Below are 19,046 nucleotides of genomic sequence, written 5' to 3' on the forward strand. Positions count from 1 at the left end.
GAAGGCAGACCGGCAGATGGCCGGGTCCGCTTTTTGACGAGGTATTCCGTAAATAATCAGCTACATTAAGCCTAACCAGCACTCTCTCATTCGCTTCATAAACCAAATTCTAAGCACTCTCTCCCGGTCTCAACACTGCCGGCAGCCACAGTTTGCCCGGTTCGCCAGCGCCCCCCTGCTCCAGTTGCTTAAGGATACAGCGCACTGCCTCTTCTCCCATTCTTACATACGGAATTTCTACACAGCTAAGCCGCGGAACACTAAGGCGGTCACCCTGGATAGTATTATCCGCGGCCATAACCTTCAGCGTATCACCTATGATGAGATCAAGCTGACGGGCTGCACGGTAGAGGTCGGGAATTGTACTTGACCAGTTCACCAGCACCGGCGGCAATGTGTTGCCGGCCTGCGCCTGAAGCTCAGTCAGCCAGCTAATCCAGCCTTGGGCGCCCTCTAATTCATCCATCCGCCGGATCTGCGGCTGATAGCCGTGCCCGCTGCACCAATCTTTATAGGCGTTGCGTCGGTTTTTCTCGGACCAGTTGATCCGTCTTCCGTCTGTTCCGTGATGTACCTCCGCATAGACCGGCCCCGCCTGACACTCTGCTTCATCCCTGCAGAGATAATCCAGTGCTGTTAGAACACTGCCTCTATAGTCTGCCAGCACAGAGTAGACTCCTTCTGTCTCTGCGTATCCTTCCACGGAGACGTAGGGAACACCGGCGTCATGCACTTTGGCGGCCCAGTCAGCACTGCGGTAGCTGGTATTGTCCAGCGTTACAATCCCGTCTATCTTGCGCTGGTGATACAGGTCCAGCAGCGCGCTTCTGGCTTCACCCGGCCTCCGCTCCCCCGGAGAGCAGAGCAGAATGTGGTATCTTGCCGCTTCGCATTCCCGCTGCATCCCTTCAAGCAGCCGCATAAACAGCGGATGTCCGGTATCACCGAACGCGGCCAGCGTCATACTGCGGCCGGTCTTCATACTGCGCGCCTGGGCATCCACATGATAGTTCAGCTCTGCGATCGCGTGCAGTACCGCCTCCCGGGTCTGGGCGCTTACCCCGATGCCCGGTGTATCATTCAGCACAGCGGATACAACGCTGCGGGATACACCCGCCAGCTTGGCTACATCGTGGCTGGTCACTCTTTTTTTGCTCATATCAGCACCTCGGCAAAAGTATAACACGTGTTATTAGATGTGCATAGACCCATTTATGGAGCTGTAGGAATGCACATAGGTGGCGGTGAGCCCGCCGTCTAAATGCCTGGGAAGGAATCAAAGGGATAAATCCCTTTGATTCAGCTCCTTCACCCCAGGGTGGGCCCCATCAAAGGGAAAAATCCCTTTGATTCTGCATTTTCACCCATGGTGAGTCCCATCAAAGGGAATAATCCCTTTGATTTATCATTTTCACCCCAAGGTGAGCCTGTCAAAGGGAAAAATCCCTTTGATTTATCATTTTCACTCCAAGGTGAGCCTGTCAAAGGGAAAAATCCCCTTATTCCACCTCACTCACCCCACAAAAGGCCTCATTAACGGAAAAATCCCTTTATATCAGCATTTTCTCCCCAGGCAAGCCAATATAAAGGGATTTTTCCCACTATGTCTCCAAGCAGGTGTGGAGGCTCACAATTATAGAGCTCCACCAACACTTACCCTGCCCAAAACTATATTTACTCCTCTGTCTTTCCATCCACCGCAGCTGTCTTTGCATCCACCGCAACTGTCTTTCCGTCCACCGCAGCTGACCGCCGCTCCATCACCGGATGCTCTGATAAAGCCAGCGGCTCCGCAAACTGTACGCCATCAAAGATCTTATCGCTCTGAAGCTGCTGCGCGGCTCTGTCAGCAGAAATGTCTGCTGACCATTGTCCTGCCAGCTGCCCGTTCCCGTCCAGCAGCTCAGCCATCAGCTTTTCCCCGTTAAGCATGATCCGCAGCTCATTTCCGTCTGCCACTGGTATTTCCAGCAGCTCAAATGGTGAAACATCAACGATTGCGGCAAGCTCTACTCCCGCAAAACAAAAAACAAACACTTGCTCACCGCCAGAAGCAGAAGAATAATCCGCCTCAATGCTTCCTTCCCCTGCCTTAACCCGAACCTGCACATCGGTCAGCTCCTGCGGCATCCGAGGGGCGAGAGTAACCTTCCCCAGGATCAGATCAGGGCGGATGCCCAGGAAATACTGATACCATACCCTCAGCTGCTCCGAGTTCGACCAGGCCTGCAGGTAAGCGCCAGTCAGCTTCGCGCGGCTTGCTCCTTCCTGCGGATAAGCATCCTGGTTTTCACTGAGTCCGCCAACTACACCAAGCTCCAGCGCCTGCCGGTTCATATTGCTGAACAGCTCATAGGCCGTCTCCTCCTGCCCGGCTTCAATCATCCGCTGCATGGCAATGCCGTTCAGCCAGGTCCATACGGTACCGTTATGATAGGCTTCGTCCTTATGATACTGCTCTGTCAGATGGAACGGATGAAAAAACGGGTGCCTCCGGTCCAGCGAGGCCGTGCCCCAAGGATAAACCAGCTCCTCCCATGCTGTGCGGACAGCTGTATCCTTGAACGCCCGGTCATCAAACAGGTCAAAGGCAAACAGCTGATTCGGGCGCAGCGTGAACTCCGGCACGCCGTCCGCATCCAACCGGTCGGCCAGATACGGATAGGCCGGATCATGGAAATCGGCCGCAAAATTCTTTTGCAACCTGTCAGCCACACGGCCCCACCGCTCCGCTTTCTCCTGATCCTGCATATAATCGGCAAAATATACACCTGCCCGCAGCTGGCCGTACCATAACGCCTGAATATCATTGGCCCGGGTATCACGCGGAGAGTATGATTTCAGCTCAGCATCCCGCGCATCCATCCACGTCTCATTGTCATCGTGGGTAAGATAGCCCTTTTCGTCCACCCAATACCGGAGCGAGCCTTCGATGCTGCTGCACACGGCGGGATACAGCTGTTCAATAAGTGCAGTGTCGCCGGAATATTTTACATAGTCCTGCAGCTGAATGATAAACCGCGGTGTGCCGTCGGTAGTGTGGTAATCGATGTTTTCAGGAGCCAGAATGTTCGGGACCCGCCCATAATATTTAGAAGCCGCATCCCTGTTCTGGTATTCCGCAAAAGACAGCAGAATCTGCCTTGCCGTTTCAAACTGGCCGCTGACCAGCACTGCACCAGGCATTGCTATAAACTGGTCGCGTCCCCAATACTCGTTGAACCACGGAAGTCCGGCATAGATCCCCTCACCCTGCTGTCTGGTCACCAGCTGATCCATCGTCAGGCTGATCCAGTTCAAAGCGAGGGTTAGCTCCTCATTGCTGCTGCTCAGGTAAACATTATTCTGCAAAAATTCCGCCAAACGCCGGACACGCTCTCCTTTTAATGCGTCAGCCTGCCGCTCTGTATCCTCAATCAGCTTGACTGCTTCTTCAGCCGTCCGTGCACAGGCTATGAAAAAGCCTCCGGCCGCAGCCATTGTCAGAAAGACTCCGTCCTTTTCACTAAGCGGCTGCTCTTTTCCGGGACGCAGTGCAACGATCCATTCCCCCTCCATTGCTTTGAACAATGCCGTGTTTCCTTCAAGCTTCAGATATTCCAGCGCTTCTCCCTTTAAGGAGATGCCTATCTCAGTACTAGCCCCTGAAACAATGACCTCCAGTACATTCCGGTAATCGAACAGCCACAGCTCCTCAGTCAATCTGCCATGGGTCCGGACCAGCGAATAGGGACTAACCGTAACTTCAGCCAGCTCATTATCCAGCTCCTGCCCGTCTGCATATAAGGTGTATCCGCCGAAAATCCGGTTTTTCGCGACATTCATCCCCTCAAAATAAGCATGCTCGGGATGATCATTCAGATGTGATTGTGTGTAATAATAGGCGGCTTCTTTATTGGTAAAAGAGACGGCACGGTTGTTCTCACGGCTGACCCTTATCTTCATTTGATCCAAAAGCTCTGGTACATTATCGACTGTCATAACATCTGCCTCCTGCTGATATTCAAGTTGTCTATTCCCCGTCTGCCAGCAGCAGGAAGGAATAAGGCTCCATGCGGATTTCCGAAGCGGCTGCCAGCTCCATTCCGTTATACAAATCTCTTAAGCTCCGGTTTTGCAGCTGATCAGGCAGCTTAACAACAGCAGCATCGGCCGAGTTGTGAAGCAGCACGTACAGGGCAGCGCCGCCGGCGGATTTTTTATAAACCACTGTTTCTTCACTTCCCCCGGCAGACAGCCATTCCAGATCAATCTCTTTGAAAAGCGGGTTCTGTCGCCGGAGTCCGATCAGTCTGCGTACAGTGTCATACAGATCATGATTTTGCTCCTCCGGGTTCCAGGGCATACACTGCCGGTTGTGATGCTCGTCGCCGCTAAGCCCGACTTCCCCGCCATAGTAAATACTCGGTGAACCGCCGTACGTCAGCAGAAAAACATAAGTAAGCTTAACCAGCTCCGTGTTGTCACCGCAAAAATGCAGAATCCGTGCCGTGTCATGACTGTCCAGCGGATTGAACATATTACGGGCTACATGCTTGGGATAGCTGATGAGCAGCTGGTTAATGGCATACTTGAAATCCTGTGAAGTGTACTGCTCCTCCACCGGGAGATTTGTCCCGAAGAAACGGGTAACAGGCCAGGTAAATTCATAGTTCATCACCGCATCGAACTGGTCGCCCTGCAGCCACGGATTGGAGTAGAGCCAGTTTTCCCCGAGGATATAGATATCACTGCGGATGGCCTTGATTCTTTTGCGGAATTCCCGCCAGAAATCATGGGATACCTCATTAGCGACATCGAGCCTCCAGCCGTCAATGTTATAACGCTCCGTCCAGTAGACGGCTGCACTGATCAGATATTCCCGCGCGGCCGGATTGCCGGTATTCCATTTGGGCATCATCTCTGTATAGGCAAACGTGCGGTAATTCAGGTGCTCCCCGAAATAATAGCCTTCCCTGGCGGCCAGCTCCGTGTCCGGAACAATCTCCTTATCTCCATCCAGAATATAAAAATAGTCATAATATGGCGAACGTCTGCCATGCTTCAGCACATCCTGCCAGAACGGATGCTCATAACCGCAGTGATTGAACACCGCATCCAGCATCACACGAATGCCTCGCTTGTGCGCTTCCTCCACCATTCTACCGAAAGCCTCATTGTCGCCGAAGCTCGGATCAATCTTGAAATAATCCCTTGTATCATACTTGTGGGAGCTCGGTGAATCAAACAGCGGGGTAAAGTAGATTCCGGTGCAGCCGAGATCACGGATATAGTCAAGCTTTTCGCTGATTCCCTGCAGATTCCCGCCAAACTTTTTCCCGTTACCGTCAAGCTGGTCACTGCCCCATTCCAGAATTTCTTCAGAAGGAGCAGCTGTGGCACTTCGATTAAAACGGTCAGGGAAAATCTGGTACCACACTGTATCCGGAACCCATGCCGGCGCTGTATATAGGTCTTCTTCCAAAATGTACGGATAATTATAGTAGTTCGTATAGTCCTTAGGTGGTGTCCAGTCCCGTTCTAACGTTGTAAAACGCTGGCAGCCTGCGAAGCAGCACTCAATGCCGTCATCCAGCACAAAAGCGTATTTAATTCTTCTCCAGTTAAACCCGGTAAGCTCGGCAAACCAGCAGTCATGGTATCGGGTCACATATTCCTTTTTCATCTCAACCCGCTGCATCTGATCCACAGCAAATTCATAGACATGCGAATCTTTGGAGACCGGCTTCCAGTTGAACGGGTCCATCGCCAGTACAGTGACTGACTTCAAGTCATCTTTTTTGGTTTTGATGCGGATATGCAGTGTTTCAGTATCGTAGGCGTACGAAAAAGGCCCCTTAGGCTCATGATAAAAGGATGCTAAATCCATAATATAACACTCCTTAAAATGGAATAACAAGCTTAACTTATACGTTTAAGTGATGTTAGTATATCGCTCTCTCAAAGAGTCTGTCAATCCGGATTCTGTTCTAGGAAAATAATAAGCAGTGACGTCCTTTCGGGCTAAGGGGGCTGGATGTGGTCACTCGCTTCTCAGCCGGAGCGTCAATATGGTGTTATCCGAAGGAAATTCTGGAAGCAGCTATTGCATTTAAGGCGTTCTCAAAATAGCTATATACTTGATCTGCAATTCCCAGAAACTCTTCAACAAGTACATTACTATCCAAGTAACAAGCATACAGATAATCAACTAAAGTGGAGTCAATCTCACAATAGTTTAATATGTCATTCTTCATCTTAATAATGTCATCTTGCCATACACCTGCATCTTCTAAAACCAAAGAGTATAATGCACGAATTAATCTCTTGGAGTAGCCTTTAATATATCTAGTTTTCATTGTGTTATCACTAGCATTAGAAAGTAAACTATGTATACGATCAACTTCCTCCTTGGTCTCGGTATTTAAGTCTAAAATGAACTCTGGAGAAATAATTATCGGTGGTACTTTTTCACCAACGTCATGACCATATATGCAAACACAAATGATCTTTACCCAAAAACCCCACTCATTTGGTTTACTTAATACATCGTCAATCGAGCAAATTATCGTATCAATCTTAGTTACAACTGGATATTCTTCCAAAAGCCTGTCTTTAATATTTGACAATCTTTTATAATCAATATCATTCGGATTTACACATACAATAGTAAAGTCTGCATCTGACTTAAAAGGTTTAGCAGTTCCTTTTGGAATCGAGCCACACATATAAATGCTATGAATCTTGCCTTGAAATTCGGTAAGTATAGTATTTGTATACTTATCAACGAAATCCTTATATTCACTTTGTATTACAATTCTGTTTATAACTTTTTCTAATATCATATAGACTCCTCCTAAACTAGTAGCTTCTTTCGGCTAACGTCTTTTTGCGAACTTCGTAAATTCGTGATGACTTAAGTTATACGCGAAAACATTCAACTACTCCTTTAGTAGGTTTAACGTTACCTCTGTGACATCGAGATTGCCTAGCTCCATCACTAACATCTTGTGTTGTAAGGCGTATGCTTTTAATGTTTTTGGACTGAATCCTTGTATTCGCTTGTCTGCCTCATACAAACTCCACAACTCTTATAATTTCATATCAAAACCTCCCCTTAGAAGCTATTAAATCTGGTTTGCTTCTAAGGGGAGGTTTTAATCTATAAGCTATATAAAACTAGCGTTTCCCGTTAGCGCAATAGATATTGCCTGCTGTTGGCAAGGCGGAAGGCTGAATTTACATTGACTTTCTTTCCATTCCATCACTTACACTTGTTTTAATACTATTGGCAATATTATTTTATCAACAATTCGTTCAACATAATGAACACTAGTAGACTGGTTTCTATAGTTATACATAGCTAAAGCGGGTCCAATATCTGTAATTAGCTCTAAATCGTCGTCAGTAATAAGATGTTCTTTTACATAAGGTTCGAGAATCGATTCGAAAACGTTTCTATACCGCTTGTAAAAAGCCTCACGCATACCTTTGTCTAATTGTTCATTAACAGCATTACATATCGCATTCATGGCTTTCTGATATTTCATATTATCTTGCAAAAATATAACAGAAAGCAGGTCAATCAACTGTCCACGTAAGTTTTGATTTGTATTCAATTTCATTAGTGATATTTCGAGAGGACTCATTACAGTTGCGGCCTCAATTACAAGTTCCATTTTTGAAGACCAACGCCTATAAATTGTACCCTTCCCCACTTTAGCCTTTATTGCAACCGCTTCTATTGTTAATGAATCATATCCGTTTTCTGCTAGCAAATCTAAAGTTGTTTCAAGAATTACTTTATTCCGTGACAAATCTATAGGGCGCCCTCTTTTTTCTTCTGTTTCGTGCTGTTTATCATATGACATAATACCTTAGCCACCTTCCTTGACTTATAATATCATACAATTTTCACCCCAACAATTCGGTACTATTGCGTTCTATAATTGCTTCTGTTATTATTTCATTACGGAACTACATTGTTCCATATATATAACTTCTGGAGGAACTTCTATATGACAACACCAAGAGTATTGATTATCGGTGCGTCCGGTACCGTAGGTTCAAAAGTAGTCAAAGAATTCGATAAAAACGGCGAGGGCATTGTACTTCGTCTGGCGACAAGTCGTCGGGAAATTGCTGAGAAGTGGCAAACTGAGGGCCGTGAAGCCGTTGTACTTGACCTAAATGAGCCGACAACCTTCGCTTCAGCATTAGCGGGCGTCGATCGGGTATTTTTACTAACTGGTTACACGGCTGATATGCTGATCCAAAGTAAACAACTGGTCGACGCAGCGGTCGATGCAGGCATAAGTCACATCGTTCATCTAGGTGTCTTCACCTCGCGTCGTGATATTATCCCCCATTTTATCTGGCATGACCTTATAGAAACGTATATTGAAGCAAGTAAAATTGCTTGGACGCATCTGCACCCTAATGTCATTACGGACACGGTCTTCGCTAATATAACGGAAACGGGTTCTTTCACAGTCAACTGGAGAGACATGCCGCAAGGATGGGTATTCGCAGCAGATATTGCCGCTGTCGCTGCTACCGTGTTGCGAGAGGGTCCTGAGAAACATGGTGGTGCTAATTACTGGTTGAGCACGGAAGTGCTAACGGGTCCAGAGGTCGCTAACATTCTAACTGAAGCCTCAGGGAAAGAGATCAAGTGTATTACACTCGATCCTGCAAGCCTGGAAGCGTATGTTGCTCAGATTTCAACAGTTCCCGAACGTGCTTACATGGAGAGCGCAGTGATTACGATGAAATTAGCAGCGGCAGGTCAAATGACTGCTCAAACTGTTGTTCGTGATGACGTCTTAACGGTTTTGGGACGTCCTGGAACCACCATGACAGAATGGGCGCGTCAGAATCTAAATTGACTAACCTTTCAGTGCGTGATTACAAAGACATAATTTTAGGTTTCGACCGTTCCTCGGTATTTAACCGGGGACGGTCATTTAATTTTTAGAACGATTGGAACTATCCTATCCGCTAGCTTAATGCAGCATTGGAAGTCTAAACCTTTATTTGCATAGTCTAACACTTTATTTTCTTTTGACCTTTCTCCGTAGCAGTGACCGCGTCATCCCTACTACCTTGCCAATCCAATTACACCACAATATAATTAATTAGATGAGCACCAAACTACTCGCATGACGGAGGCGCTATGAAACTTCATATTCATGAACAGCTGGACCCGGTCTTTGAAACGATGGGATTATTGTATGTAAGCTATCAAGCCTCTTACCGAAAAATAATGGTTGAAGACCTTGAACAATTTGGCCTGGATGGTGAAGCTTTTTACAACAAGCATCTGAAAATCATGGAAAAATACATCGGCAGCTTCGCCAAACACAGGAAAACGGACGATACCGCCGTATTCTTTTTTAATGATGATACTACAGACTTTTTCTTACTTTTGCAGGTATTGCTTAGTGAAAATCCGGAGTGGCTTACTTCACTGGAAGGTATAGCTGAGACGGCCGTTCAGGATAAAATATTGAAAACAATAAATGAAATGCAAGCGATGCAGAGTCATTCTCCCCGAGAACTGGAACTGTCGTCCATTCAGTCTCTGGAGGAAATGATCCGCTTTCTTAACGGAAGTCCGCTGAAGGAAGCTACAAAATGGAAGCTGATGACACTGCTGCACCAGCCGCGTGAACACCTCCTTTCCCTTATAGAAATTGTAAAAATGAATCTGCCGGCTTTTGAAAAAGCCCGCCGGGAGAATGAGAAGCAGATCAATAAGCTGATTCCTGCATACGTTCAGTCCATTAAGCGGCAACAGGATGAGCAGTTTATTAAGTTTGTGAACATGTTAGATCATGAGAATCCGGAGGTTTATCCTACCCTCATCCTGCCGCTCGGTCAGATGGTTTTATCCGGCAAGCACTATTACGGGTTATATGTAGATATGCTGCCGATTGCCAGCAAGCAGCATTCTGATTCCAGAGAGCTTTTGCTGCTGCGGATGAAGGCGCTGGCCGATAACAGTAAATTACAAATTCTTGCCTCACTTAAGGTAAGCCCCAAATACAATCTGGAGATTGCCGACCAGCTGGGACTGACAGCAGCAACGATGTCTCATCATATGAACGTCCTGCTTGCCTGCGGAATGGTCCGGGTCGAAAAAAACAACGGCAGAGTATACTATCATCTCCACACAGAGAACATGCAGGAGCTGATCGCAGATTTGCAGCAGTTTCTTTTATAATTGATAATGACTTCCCGTAACCATGGTTCGGGGAGTTTTTTTATAAGTTTATATTCGATGTTGATCTAATTTATTTGACTTAATTAATATTTGTATGTTATCTTCATCTTACAAATTATACCGAAATCTAATTATGGAGCTGATCTAGAGATGAAACACGCTTTAACCCGCAACAAGCTGCTGTTGGCTGTAACTCTGCTGTTCAGTATGATTGCCGCTGCCGCCGGTGTGCTGATTGCTCTTGTTTTGCAAGAAGTAATTGATGCTGCGCTCCAGGGGGATATGCAGCTTTTCCAGCGTATTCTCCTGGTGTCCATCGTCTACCTGTTGATGCTTTGCCTGACCGGATTCATCCATTCTTTATGCAGTAAGGCCCTTGTCCGCAATGTTACTGTGTCGATCAGGGAACGGATATTCCGCGGTGTTCTCTACAAAAATACAGCTGACTTCAAAGCGGCCAATACAGCAGATTATCTGTCAGCACTGACCAATGATATCAAGCTGGTTATCGAAAATGTTCTTCAGCCTTTCCTGCAAACCTTTCAAAACGCAGTTATTTTTATAGCCTCTCTTATTGTGCTCCTCTCGTTAAGCCCGCTGATTACACTGATTCTCGCGATCGGCATGATACTGATGTTCACGATCCCTTCGCTGTTCGGAAGACTGCTGCAGAGCAGGCTCAATGCCGTATCTTCTGAGATGTCCCGCTTCACTGCACTTATTAAAGATCTTTTGGCCGGATATGAAGTGATCAGATCCTTTGGCCTTAAAAAGCAAAGTGAACAGGGATTTCAGCAGGCCAATCAAAATGCCGCCAATGTCAGCTTTGCTGCCGACCGGCTGTTTGCTGCGAATGAAAGCATATCGGAGGCACTGGCTATATTCAGTCAGCTGACCGTCATGTTCGTTGCCGCCTATCTGATCATCACCGGTCACATTTCCGCCGGCAGCCTGGTTGCACTGGTCCAGCTAAGCGGCGGACTGGTCGGCCCTGTGCTCGTTATCATGCAGAATGTTCCCAAGATCAGAAGCATGCAACCAATCCTTCAGCGCATTGAACAGCTTGCCGGCGAAGCGGAGCAGCCCTCAGTATCAGAACAGCCTAAACCTGTGTTTGAACATTCTTTGGAGGTGCGGCAGCTCAGCTTTGGTTACCAGCAGGGCCAGCCCGTCCTCAAGGATATAAATTTCAGGCTGCACAAAGGAAAAAAAATCGCCCTAATCGGACCGAGCGGCTGCGGGAAATCAACGCTTGTTAAGCTTCTCAGCGGGTATTACGAAGACTATGACGGTTCTGTCTTATTGGACGGTATTGAACTATCAGCGCTGGACAGCGAATCCATGCTTCTTTTAACATCTATGATTCATCAGAATGTATTTCTATTCGACTCAGACATTAAGCACAACATCTGTTTGGATGAACCGTTTCCGGAAAAGGTACTGGAAGCGGCACTCCGCAGCAGCAGCCTGTATTCCTATGTCCGGCAGCTGCCGGAAGGACTATCTACTGCTGTCGGAGAAAATGGCTCCCGGCTCTCAGGCGGCCAGCGTCAGCGGGTTGCAGTGGCCCGGGCTCTGATCCGCAGCAAGCCGATCCTGATTCTGGATGAAGGAACATCTGCGGTTGACAGGCAGACTGCCTTTGAGATTGAGAGCAGCCTGCTGGCTTTGCCGGATCTTACACTAATCACAATTACGCACAATCTGAATGATGAGCTGCTTGAGCAGTATGACGAAATTTGGTTTATGGAGGACGGCAGAATTACCGAGAGTGGCAGTCTAAGCGAGATGCGGGATTACGGGGGCAGCTTCAGCCGCTTTTACCAGAGAAAAGAACCTGATCTTCAAATGGCTGACAGCTTGCCAGTCTCGTAATTCTCTGTATGTAAAAAACTCCTCCGTATGGCTGCCCGTTGGATACAGGCAGTCAGACGGAGGAGTTCTTTAGATTTTGGGTCAGCGGATTAACGCTCCAGCAGCAGCAGCTCATCAATCCGCTCCTTCGCACCCTTCCAGGAGGTCATCAGCGGAAACGCATACTCCTCCCTTGCCCTTAGATTCCACGGATGCGGGATGCACAGCACCTTTTTACCTTCCTGAACAGCAGGCAGCAGATTATGCGGCCCGTCGTCGATCAGCAGATCAAAATTAATCAGATGCTTCCGTTTAGCTGTGAAGAAGTTTTCAGCAGGAATAAATGGCATATGCTTCTGCAGCCAGTTCCACTTTTCGGTGACAGACTTGGGTGCAGCCGCAGTAACGATAATGACATCATAGGCGTTATGCAGCTTTTCCATTTCCTCCACCACATGCTCGTCAAACAGCTCCAGCTCCTCATAAAGCCCCGGTCTCCCAAAAAAGAGCTCCTGTGTACTGTCGGGATGGCGCAAATGATCCGTGTTCCAGTCAATCATATCCTCATAGCGGAGGAGATGCGTCGGGAAATCATTGTTGTTATGGTAAATAGCCCGTTTAACCAGATGACAGATGGTATCATCCATATCGACTGCGATAACCGGTTTTCTCATAGGCAGCTCCTATTCATGCTCTGCTTGTTATGCTTTTCAAGCGCTTTTATATACCAGGCATCACACGCAAAATGCTCTGATCCGGCCAGCGGCTCATCAAGAATAGTGAAACCGTGCTTCTGATAGAATCTGTTCGCTGCACCCATCGTCTGCAGGGTTTCCAGATAACATTGCTTATAATGGTGAGCTGCAAAATCCAGCGCAGTCTTCAGCAGCTCAGCCGCAATACCGGTGCCTCTGGTTGCGCTGGCAAGATACATCTTTTGCAGCTCACACACCTCATCCGACTCTGCAAAAGGTGCAATTCCGCAGCCGCCCAGCACCTGGCCGTCCTCCTCAACAATCCAGTATGCCCGGTTATCAGCAGAGTTGTAATAGCTGTAGAGATCATGCATGCTGTCATCAGCCCAGGCGAGGCCTTCACGGTTGCCGCCAAATTCGATCAGACATTCTCTGATGATTTGCTCAATGAAACGGTTGTCCGTATGTTCTATCTGTCTAATCTTCATTTGCCCCTGCCTCCATCTTGTACGATTTACTTTTGTAATTATACAAGATAACCGGGCAATGAACTATACTGGTAAAAGGCCAGAAACCGGTTACTATACACTTATGACAATAATAAAGGAGATTTGATGATGAACAAGCTCGTCTTTTTTCTCGGTCCTGGCGGCGCCGGCAAAACAAGTTTGGCCAAAGCTGTGGCTTCCCGCCGTAAGGCGGCGGTACTGGATATGGATATCCTGTTACGCCCTGCCGCCACGGCAATAATGACTATGCACGGACTTGACCCTGATGACCGGGATTCGGACGAATATAAAAGGCTCTGCCGTGATTTGGGTTACCGGATTACTATGGATACCGCACTTGATAACATCGGCCTCTCCGCCGATCTTTATGTCGTCGGACCCTTCACCAAGGAGGCTGCTGATCCGGCTTGGATTGAGACTGAGCTGCAGCGGATCGGCATGACTTTGCAGGAGGTTGAAGTGAAGGTGGTGCTGGTCACCTTGAAGGACGAAGAGCTGTTTCGTGAACGGATTGCCGGCCGCAACTCTCCGCTTGACGGCTGGAAGTTCCGGAACTGGGAGCTGTTCCGCTCCGCATTCAGCCCCCGAACGGTCGCCTGGCCGCTGCCGGAAGTAAATGTAGCGGTCATTGACAATTCGAGTCCTGAGCTTGATGTGACTGCGGGCAAAGTGGAACAGTTTATCTACGGGGAATAAGCCTGGGTTAACGCAGTGCCGCCTATTTATTCCGTCTTCGTGCCCGTTAAGCCCGGACCGCATAAAATAGCTTCAAGATAACAAGGGGATGGCGGGATGAATAATGGAAGAAATGAGCGGAAAGGCTAACCCTGCAGGCACAAATCTATGTGCATCCGGGTTTTACCAAGACGTATGGGAATGGGAAGCTTCGGCTTCCTCTGGAGACGGGATCAGGCTTAGTCCTTTTGATTTTGGCGAAACCGCTGAATATGAGGCCCCCAAAACGGTTGAAACGGAAGTTCACCCGTATTTGAAATCCTATACTCTACATCCCGAAGGCGGATATATTGCATACATTCCAAATGGGCGTGTCTGGGGACCCTCTGGTTCAGTCCTGACATCGGAAGATAAACTGATCTACGACCTTTCTCCGGAATACGATGGACAACTTAACAGAATGCTGACAGCGGAGGAACACCCGGCTTTACACCGCCAGAAGGCCCGGGAGCATTACGACCTTCAGGGGACGGCTGCCGTGTTGACCTTTTGCGGGAGCCATAATTATTTTCATTGGTTATATGATGTGCTGCCGCGTCTGGGTATGCTTAGAATACTAAATATCCCTTTTCAAACCCTTATCATGAACCCGAATCCTTATGGAAATTTCGTACAGGATACGTTAACTATGTTTGGCATAGCGGAATCGTCTGTGATCCGCACGGGCGAAGACCGGCAAATTCAGGCCGAACTGCTGGTGGCACCTTCACTGATGATGAATTCCCATTACCCGCCTTGGTCCACTTCTGTCCTGCGTAAGTTTATGCTGCCGGGACGCGACACCACGCTCCGTGCTCCGGGCCGTATTTTTATCTCCCGGAGTAAAGCCTCTTCCCGCCGGATCACCAATGAGAATGAAGTAATCCGTTGTTTGGAGCCATATGGCTTCGTTCCTGTCTGTCTGGAGGATTGGACCGTAGCCCAGCAAATTCAGCTGTTTGCTTCCGCAAAAGTGATTGTTTCGCCGCATGGTGCAGGCTTGTCCAATCTTGCTTTTTGCATGATGGGAACCGTTGTTGTCGAAATTTTTCATAGACGGCATGTAGTGCCTACTTATTGGATGATCAGCAACCACAACAAACTCGATTACTATATGATGTACGGGCAGGCTGACGAAACGCTGCAGGACCGTTTTTCGGGATTTGCGGACTTATCGGTGGATCTGGATCTGCTGAAGCAAACTCTTGGTTTAGCCGGACTGAACAAGCAAAAAATATGAAAAAACCATTCGATAGCGCAGATGTAATATCATTCCTATTGCATTCAAAGCGAATCTGAAATATATTGAATATATAAATAGTTGACCCCTCAATCATTGATGGATCAAATAAAAATATAAACTTCAAGGAGAGAACCAGCATGAAAGAATTTCAGCAAACCAATGATTTTAATGAGATTGTATATGGACGCCGTTCCATCAAAACCTATGATCCCTCTGTGAAAATCAGCAGAGAAGAAATGACGGAAATTCTGAAGGAAGCCAGTACGGCTCCTTCGTCTATCAATATGCAGCCATGGCGCTTCCTGGTAATTGACAGTGAAGAAGGAAAGCAAAAGCTCGCTCCCCTCTCGCGTTTCAATAAGGAGAAAGTTCTTCAGGCCTCTGCTGTCATTGCAATCTTTGGCGACATGAACAATTTCGATTACGCAGAGGAAATCTATGGTAAAGCTGTAGAGCTCGGCTATATGCCGCAAGAAGTAAAAGATTATCAGCTGAATGCCTTCAAGCCCCTGTATTCGCAGATTAGCGATAAAGATATGCGCGATATTATTCTGCTCGATGCCGGGCTGGTGTCCATGCAGCTGATGCTGGTTGCACGTGCGCACGGGTACGACACGAATCCGATCGGCGGCTATGAGAAGGACCAGATCGCTGAAGCCTTCGGATTGGACAAAGAGCGCTATCTGCCGGTCATGCTGCTGACCATCGGTAAGGCTGCCAGTGAAGGCTTCACTTCTTACCGTCTGCCAGTTGACCAAACGACAGTTTGGGCTTAAGGTAAACATTATCTGCTTACTTGAATAACTATTGCAGAAGACGGAGAACAGCTCCGTCTTCTTTTAACATCACATCAAGGAGGGAACACCATGAATTGTTCAATGGAACAAGAAGCTGTATTGTACCTGCTCAAAAAAATGAGTAATGAGCTCAGCCCGAAATTCGAGCGCTGCACAGGCATCGGCTCTTCGAGGTACGATCTGCTATATCAGCTATATATCGCGGATGAGGTAACCCAGAGTAACCTGCAGAAGGCCATTCACATCGACAGTGCTGCTATTACACGTCACCTGAAGCAGCTTGAGGCGGAAGGCATGGTGACCAGAAGACGCAACCCGGAAGATCAGCGGGTGACTTTTGTGCGGCTGACCGAGGAATGCCGGAGTCGCATTGTGAATCTTAACAAGGAACGGACCGAATTCGTCCGGCAGCTGCTTAACGGCTTCAGTGAGCAGGAGATGAGTCTGCTGACAGACATGCTAACCCGGTTGCATCACAATCTGAAGGATCTTTAAGGTGTCGTATAAGGCGGATTTTGCGTCCGCCGCCGCGGAACCCGGCTCCAGTCTGAGTCATCATGCTTCATGCATGAGATAGGTTAGCCGCGTTTGGCAGCTTGCATCAGCTCTTCAAGAACCTGCTTCTTATCCCCTTCAGCCTTGTCAGCAAGCTTCTTCAGCTTGTCCTTACCGCCCCAAATAAGGTACACAAGATGTTCCACCTGGTAGTACTGGAGACCGCGGACCTGATTGAGCAGCAGTGTGAGCAGCTGATCATCCTCGATCTCTTTAATCATCTTTAGCTTTAATGAATCCGTACTGTACAGCATACACGTAACCAGAATAGAAAGAGTCTCCGTGCTAATGCCGTAATGACCATATAATGCTGCTGTGAACCCGTTCTGGACCGACTGATGTTCAACGTCTACCTTTTCCATGTATTCTCTGACCAATGGGAAGTATGCCCGGTCTGTGAGACCAAGGCCAAAGACCGCATAGCTGCCCGGCATGCAGCACTTCTCCCCTTCCGCATCCGTATACCATTCGAAGGTTTCCATGGCAGCCCTTGCGTACTCTTCCAGCAACGGGTGGACCTCAGGGTACTCAAGCGCATTCGCAAAAAAACGGTGCGTGCCCGACTTGGCTAGTCCCTTGATCGGCAGCCAGCTTTTAACTGAAGATTTCAGCTTAATCTGATAGCTTTTGGGAAAGCCACGTTCAAGCAGCGTAATCAGGAACCGGAGCGCCTGACCGTAGCTCTCCCCTGACTCCTGCTTCATATGGATACTTACCTCAGCAAACACATCATTAGCTATACAATCCACCAGTTCAGCCTTAAGTCTGGTAACATCCTCAGCCAAGGCTCCGCTGCCCTCCCGGATTAGCCGGTCAGCCCGGGTGCTGCCGAGTGCGGTCACGCAATTCAGGAAGGTGAGCCCGGTGCTTCTGCTGTAGGAAGGCTCATATCTGAGGATGCTTACTGCACTATAGATCACCAGCTCTACAGCTTCTTGTCCGCTCCCGCTCTTCTCCAGCACGGCACCGTTCTTCTTCGTATATTCCTTCTGCCATTCGCTGCCTGTGTTCTCGAAGTATCGGGGCAGCCACTGCTCCTCAACCCAATTCCTTAGGGCCACGGTCAGTGTATTGCGGTGCTCTGCAAGCTGCTTGCTTCCCTTATTCAGCTCTTGTATCCGCTCATACAGTCCAATGATTCTGCCGGAATCCAAGACAGGAAACAATTCTTCATCCAGCAGATGCCGGGCTAAGAAAAAAGTTTCTAATGGTTTGGTCGGATATTTGCCGGCTTCAAGCTTGCTGGAGATATAGGAGCTGATCCGGTCCAGCAGCAGCTGCTTCTTCGCGTCGTCCATATATTTGAGAATAGGCACTTTGACAGTGCTGCCGTTTATTACTTGGAAGTTCCCTTCAAAATTAAACCGGTAATCCAGCACTGCAGAAGGGAGTGAATTTAATCTATGCTGCATATAACGGGCAAGCTCAGGAACAATCTGCTCCCGCACCTGCTCCTCTGTAAGCCCGCCGCTGGTACTCAGCCTGCTTTTGCCCGGCACAGATAAATCCAGTGGGTAATCCGTCACATCCACTCTGCCACCCTCATATTTAAGGAGTGCGTACCCGTGAATGCCGACCTGAAGCGTAGTGCGTTTTACAATTTTCTCTGCATCCTTATCGTTGATGTATGCGATCCACTTGTCTATTTCCTGCTTCATTTCTTCAAGAATAGCTTCCATTGAATAATCCATGGCCATTACAAGCTCCTTTACACAGCAATATCGGAAGTGAGGTTATGAAATCTACTCTATTATTAATTACATTAGATATTACAGTATCTTTATATACTGTTCAAATTTGCTCCAAAACAGGAATGGCCAGCTCTGTTATCCGCTGATAACCTATCTGGTTAGGTGATTTATCTACGGTGAATGAGTCAAAGAGCAGCCGGGGGCTGCTCTTTTTTTAATGACAATCATATAGTTACTTTTACGATTCCGTAGTAATGCTTATCATCGTATACTCCAGTATCGCTATAATAGTAACTTTCTTTATGTGTACCTTCATATTGCATATGAGCTTTCTGCATCACCTTTCCAGATACCGCATTCTGCCCGCGGTGATATGCCTGCAGCCGGTGCAGTGAAGTATGGGTAAAGGTATACTGTATTACTGCTGTTAAAGCCTCAGTGGCATACCCATTATTTTGATACGACCGGCCGATGCAGTATTCAATTTCAGCAAGATGATGGTCCTCGTCAACCTGACAAAAGGCGATTTGTCCAATACATTCCTCATGATCTTTAAGTATGATCGCCCACCGGTAAAAATCATTTCTATTATAGGACAGCACCCATTGCTGCAGTAACTCTTCTACTAAAGCTATACTACTATAGACAGGTTCACCGTAATTGCTTTGGACATCTATGTCATTGATCCAGTTAGCATGCATACTCGGTGCATCTTCCACTCTAAATGGTCTTAGCTTCAACCTTACAGTATTTATGGTTTCAGTTGCCGCCCGCAATGATTTCC

Annotated in this window: 17 protein-coding genes; 7 read left to right on the forward strand and 10 right to left on the reverse strand. The window is 47.7% G+C overall.

All coding sequences use genetic code 11. The features are described 5' to 3' along the window. Positions 1-109: 109 nt before the first annotated feature. From AWJ19_RS13685 to AWJ19_RS13705, 6 genes are all read right to left on the reverse strand, one after another. A complete protein-coding gene (locus AWJ19_RS13685; RefSeq protein ID WP_068724475.1) occupies positions 110-1,159 on the reverse strand; it encodes a LacI family DNA-binding transcriptional regulator in 1,050 nt (349 codons plus the stop codon). Between the two features lie 149 nt (positions 1,160-1,308). After that, complete coding sequence (locus tag AWJ19_RS35220; protein ID WP_157890006.1) at positions 1,309-1,485, reverse strand: hypothetical protein; 177 nt, start codon at positions 1,483-1,485, stop codon at positions 1,309-1,311. 189 nt (positions 1,486-1,674) lie between these two features. After that, entirely contained in the window at positions 1,675-3,981 is a 2,307-nt protein-coding gene (locus AWJ19_RS13690; RefSeq protein WP_068724477.1) for an amylo-alpha-1,6-glucosidase, read from the reverse strand. Positions 3,982-4,012: 31 nt separating this feature from the next. After that, entirely contained in the window at positions 4,013-5,869 is a 1,857-nt protein-coding gene (locus AWJ19_RS13695) for a glycoside hydrolase family 13 protein (RefSeq protein WP_068724482.1), read from the reverse strand. A 187-nt stretch (positions 5,870-6,056) separates the two neighbouring features. After that, positions 6,057-6,824 carry a nucleotidyltransferase domain-containing protein gene (locus AWJ19_RS13700; protein WP_068724484.1) on the reverse strand — a complete coding sequence of 256 codons (768 nt, stop codon included), beginning with the start codon at positions 6,822-6,824 and terminating at the stop codon, positions 6,057-6,059. Between the two features lie 423 nt (positions 6,825-7,247). Beyond that, positions 7,248-7,850, reverse strand: coding sequence for a TetR/AcrR family transcriptional regulator (locus tag AWJ19_RS13705; protein ID WP_068724485.1), 603 nt, complete (start codon positions 7,848-7,850; stop codon positions 7,248-7,250). Between the two features lie 147 nt (positions 7,851-7,997). On the opposite strand from AWJ19_RS13705, the gene AWJ19_RS13710 reads away from it, so the two are divergent. The 3 genes from AWJ19_RS13710 (at position 7,998) to AWJ19_RS13720 (ending at position 12,079) form a co-directional block, all read left to right on the forward strand. Next, complete coding sequence (locus AWJ19_RS13710; protein WP_068724488.1) at positions 7,998-8,867, forward strand: NmrA family NAD(P)-binding protein; 870 nt, start codon at positions 7,998-8,000, stop codon at positions 8,865-8,867. A gap of 287 nt (positions 8,868-9,154) precedes the next feature. Continuing rightward, positions 9,155-10,204, forward strand: a complete 1,050-nt coding sequence (locus AWJ19_RS13715; protein WP_068724489.1) for a metalloregulator ArsR/SmtB family transcription factor — start codon at positions 9,155-9,157, stop codon at positions 10,202-10,204. A gap of 150 nt (positions 10,205-10,354) precedes the next feature. Then, on the forward strand, positions 10,355-12,079 hold the full coding sequence (locus tag AWJ19_RS13720; RefSeq protein ID WP_068724491.1) for an ABC transporter ATP-binding protein: 1,725 nt from the start codon (positions 10,355-10,357) through the stop codon (positions 12,077-12,079). 89 nt (positions 12,080-12,168) lie between these two features. Here the strand turns inward: AWJ19_RS13720 and AWJ19_RS13725 are convergent, their stop codons facing one another. Together AWJ19_RS13725 and AWJ19_RS13730 are read right to left on the reverse strand one after the other, a co-directional pair. After that, positions 12,169-12,732, reverse strand: a complete 564-nt coding sequence (locus AWJ19_RS13725; RefSeq protein WP_068724492.1) for a hypothetical protein — start codon at positions 12,730-12,732, stop codon at positions 12,169-12,171. After that, positions 12,729-13,241: a GNAT family N-acetyltransferase gene (locus AWJ19_RS13730; RefSeq protein ID WP_068724494.1), complete on the reverse strand. Its 513-nt coding sequence runs from the start codon at positions 13,239-13,241 to the stop codon at positions 12,729-12,731. Before AWJ19_RS13730 ends, AWJ19_RS13725 begins: the two co-directional genes overlap by 4 nt. A gap of 129 nt (positions 13,242-13,370) precedes the next feature. On the opposite strand from AWJ19_RS13730, the gene AWJ19_RS13735 reads away from it, so the two are divergent. The 4 genes from AWJ19_RS13735 (at position 13,371) to AWJ19_RS13750 (ending at position 16,511) form a co-directional block, all read left to right on the forward strand. Next, positions 13,371-13,958, forward strand: a complete 588-nt coding sequence (locus tag AWJ19_RS13735; protein WP_068724496.1) for an AAA family ATPase — start codon at positions 13,371-13,373, stop codon at positions 13,956-13,958. A gap of 103 nt (positions 13,959-14,061) precedes the next feature. Beyond that, positions 14,062-15,216, forward strand: a complete 1,155-nt coding sequence (locus AWJ19_RS13740) for a glycosyltransferase 61 family protein (protein ID WP_068724497.1) — start codon at positions 14,062-14,064, stop codon at positions 15,214-15,216. Between the two features lie 140 nt (positions 15,217-15,356). After that, complete coding sequence (locus AWJ19_RS13745; RefSeq protein ID WP_068724499.1) at positions 15,357-15,995, forward strand: nitroreductase family protein; 639 nt, start codon at positions 15,357-15,359, stop codon at positions 15,993-15,995. Between the two features lie 90 nt (positions 15,996-16,085). Further along, positions 16,086-16,511, forward strand: coding sequence for a MarR family transcriptional regulator (locus tag AWJ19_RS13750; RefSeq protein WP_068724500.1), 426 nt, complete (start codon positions 16,086-16,088; stop codon positions 16,509-16,511). A gap of 83 nt (positions 16,512-16,594) precedes the next feature. Here the strand turns inward: AWJ19_RS13750 and AWJ19_RS13755 are convergent, their stop codons facing one another. Both AWJ19_RS13755 and AWJ19_RS13760 read right to left on the reverse strand, forming a co-directional pair. Continuing rightward, on the reverse strand, positions 16,595-18,262 hold the full coding sequence (locus tag AWJ19_RS13755; RefSeq protein ID WP_068724615.1) for a DUF6138 family protein: 1,668 nt from the start codon (positions 18,260-18,262) through the stop codon (positions 16,595-16,597). 224 nt (positions 18,263-18,486) lie between these two features. Then, the gene (locus AWJ19_RS13760; RefSeq protein WP_068724503.1) at positions 18,487-19,038 is read right to left on the reverse strand and encodes a GNAT family N-acetyltransferase; all 552 of its coding nucleotides are present in this window, start codon (positions 19,036-19,038) and stop codon (positions 18,487-18,489) included. Between the last annotated feature and the right edge of the window lie 8 nt (positions 19,039-19,046).

It is taken from the genome of Paenibacillus sp. DMB5, from assembly GCF_001517085.1.
Taxonomy (GTDB): Bacteria; Bacillota; Bacilli; order Paenibacillales; family Paenibacillaceae; genus Paenibacillus_AQ.

Bases quoted from the DNA above. Each gene is read 5' to 3' on its own strand.
- AWJ19_RS13685 (WP_068724475.1), bottom strand. From the start codon at position 1,159: ATGAGCAAAAAAAGAGTGACCAGCCACGATGTAGCCAAGCTGGCGGGT.
- AWJ19_RS13690 (WP_068724477.1), bottom strand. From the start codon at position 3,981: ATGACAGTCGATAATGTACCAGAGCTTTTGGATCAAATGAAGATAAGG.
- AWJ19_RS13695 (WP_068724482.1), bottom strand. From the start codon at position 5,869: ATGGATTTAGCATCCTTTTATCATGAGCCTAAGGGGCCTTTTTCGTAC.
- AWJ19_RS13700 (WP_068724484.1), bottom strand. From the start codon at position 6,824: ATGATATTAGAAAAAGTTATAAACAGAATTGTAATACAAAGTGAATAT.
- AWJ19_RS13705 (WP_068724485.1), bottom strand. From the start codon at position 7,850: ATGTCATATGATAAACAGCACGAAACAGAAGAAAAAAGAGGGCGCCCT.
- AWJ19_RS13710 (WP_068724488.1), top strand. From the start codon at position 7,998: ATGACAACACCAAGAGTATTGATTATCGGTGCGTCCGGTACCGTAGGT.
- AWJ19_RS13715 (WP_068724489.1), top strand. From the start codon at position 9,155: ATGAAACTTCATATTCATGAACAGCTGGACCCGGTCTTTGAAACGATG.
- AWJ19_RS13720 (WP_068724491.1), top strand. From the start codon at position 10,355: ATGAAACACGCTTTAACCCGCAACAAGCTGCTGTTGGCTGTAACTCTG.
- AWJ19_RS13725 (WP_068724492.1), bottom strand. From the start codon at position 12,732: ATGAGAAAACCGGTTATCGCAGTCGATATGGATGATACCATCTGTCAT.
- AWJ19_RS13730 (WP_068724494.1), bottom strand. From the start codon at position 13,241: ATGAAGATTAGACAGATAGAACATACGGACAACCGTTTCATTGAGCAA.
- AWJ19_RS13735 (WP_068724496.1), top strand. From the start codon at position 13,371: ATGAACAAGCTCGTCTTTTTTCTCGGTCCTGGCGGCGCCGGCAAAACA.
- AWJ19_RS13740 (WP_068724497.1), top strand. From the start codon at position 14,062: ATGGAAGAAATGAGCGGAAAGGCTAACCCTGCAGGCACAAATCTATGT.
- AWJ19_RS13745 (WP_068724499.1), top strand. From the start codon at position 15,357: ATGAAAGAATTTCAGCAAACCAATGATTTTAATGAGATTGTATATGGA.
- AWJ19_RS13750 (WP_068724500.1), top strand. From the start codon at position 16,086: ATGAATTGTTCAATGGAACAAGAAGCTGTATTGTACCTGCTCAAAAAA.
- AWJ19_RS13755 (WP_068724615.1), bottom strand. From the start codon at position 18,262: ATGGATTATTCAATGGAAGCTATTCTTGAAGAAATGAAGCAGGAAATA.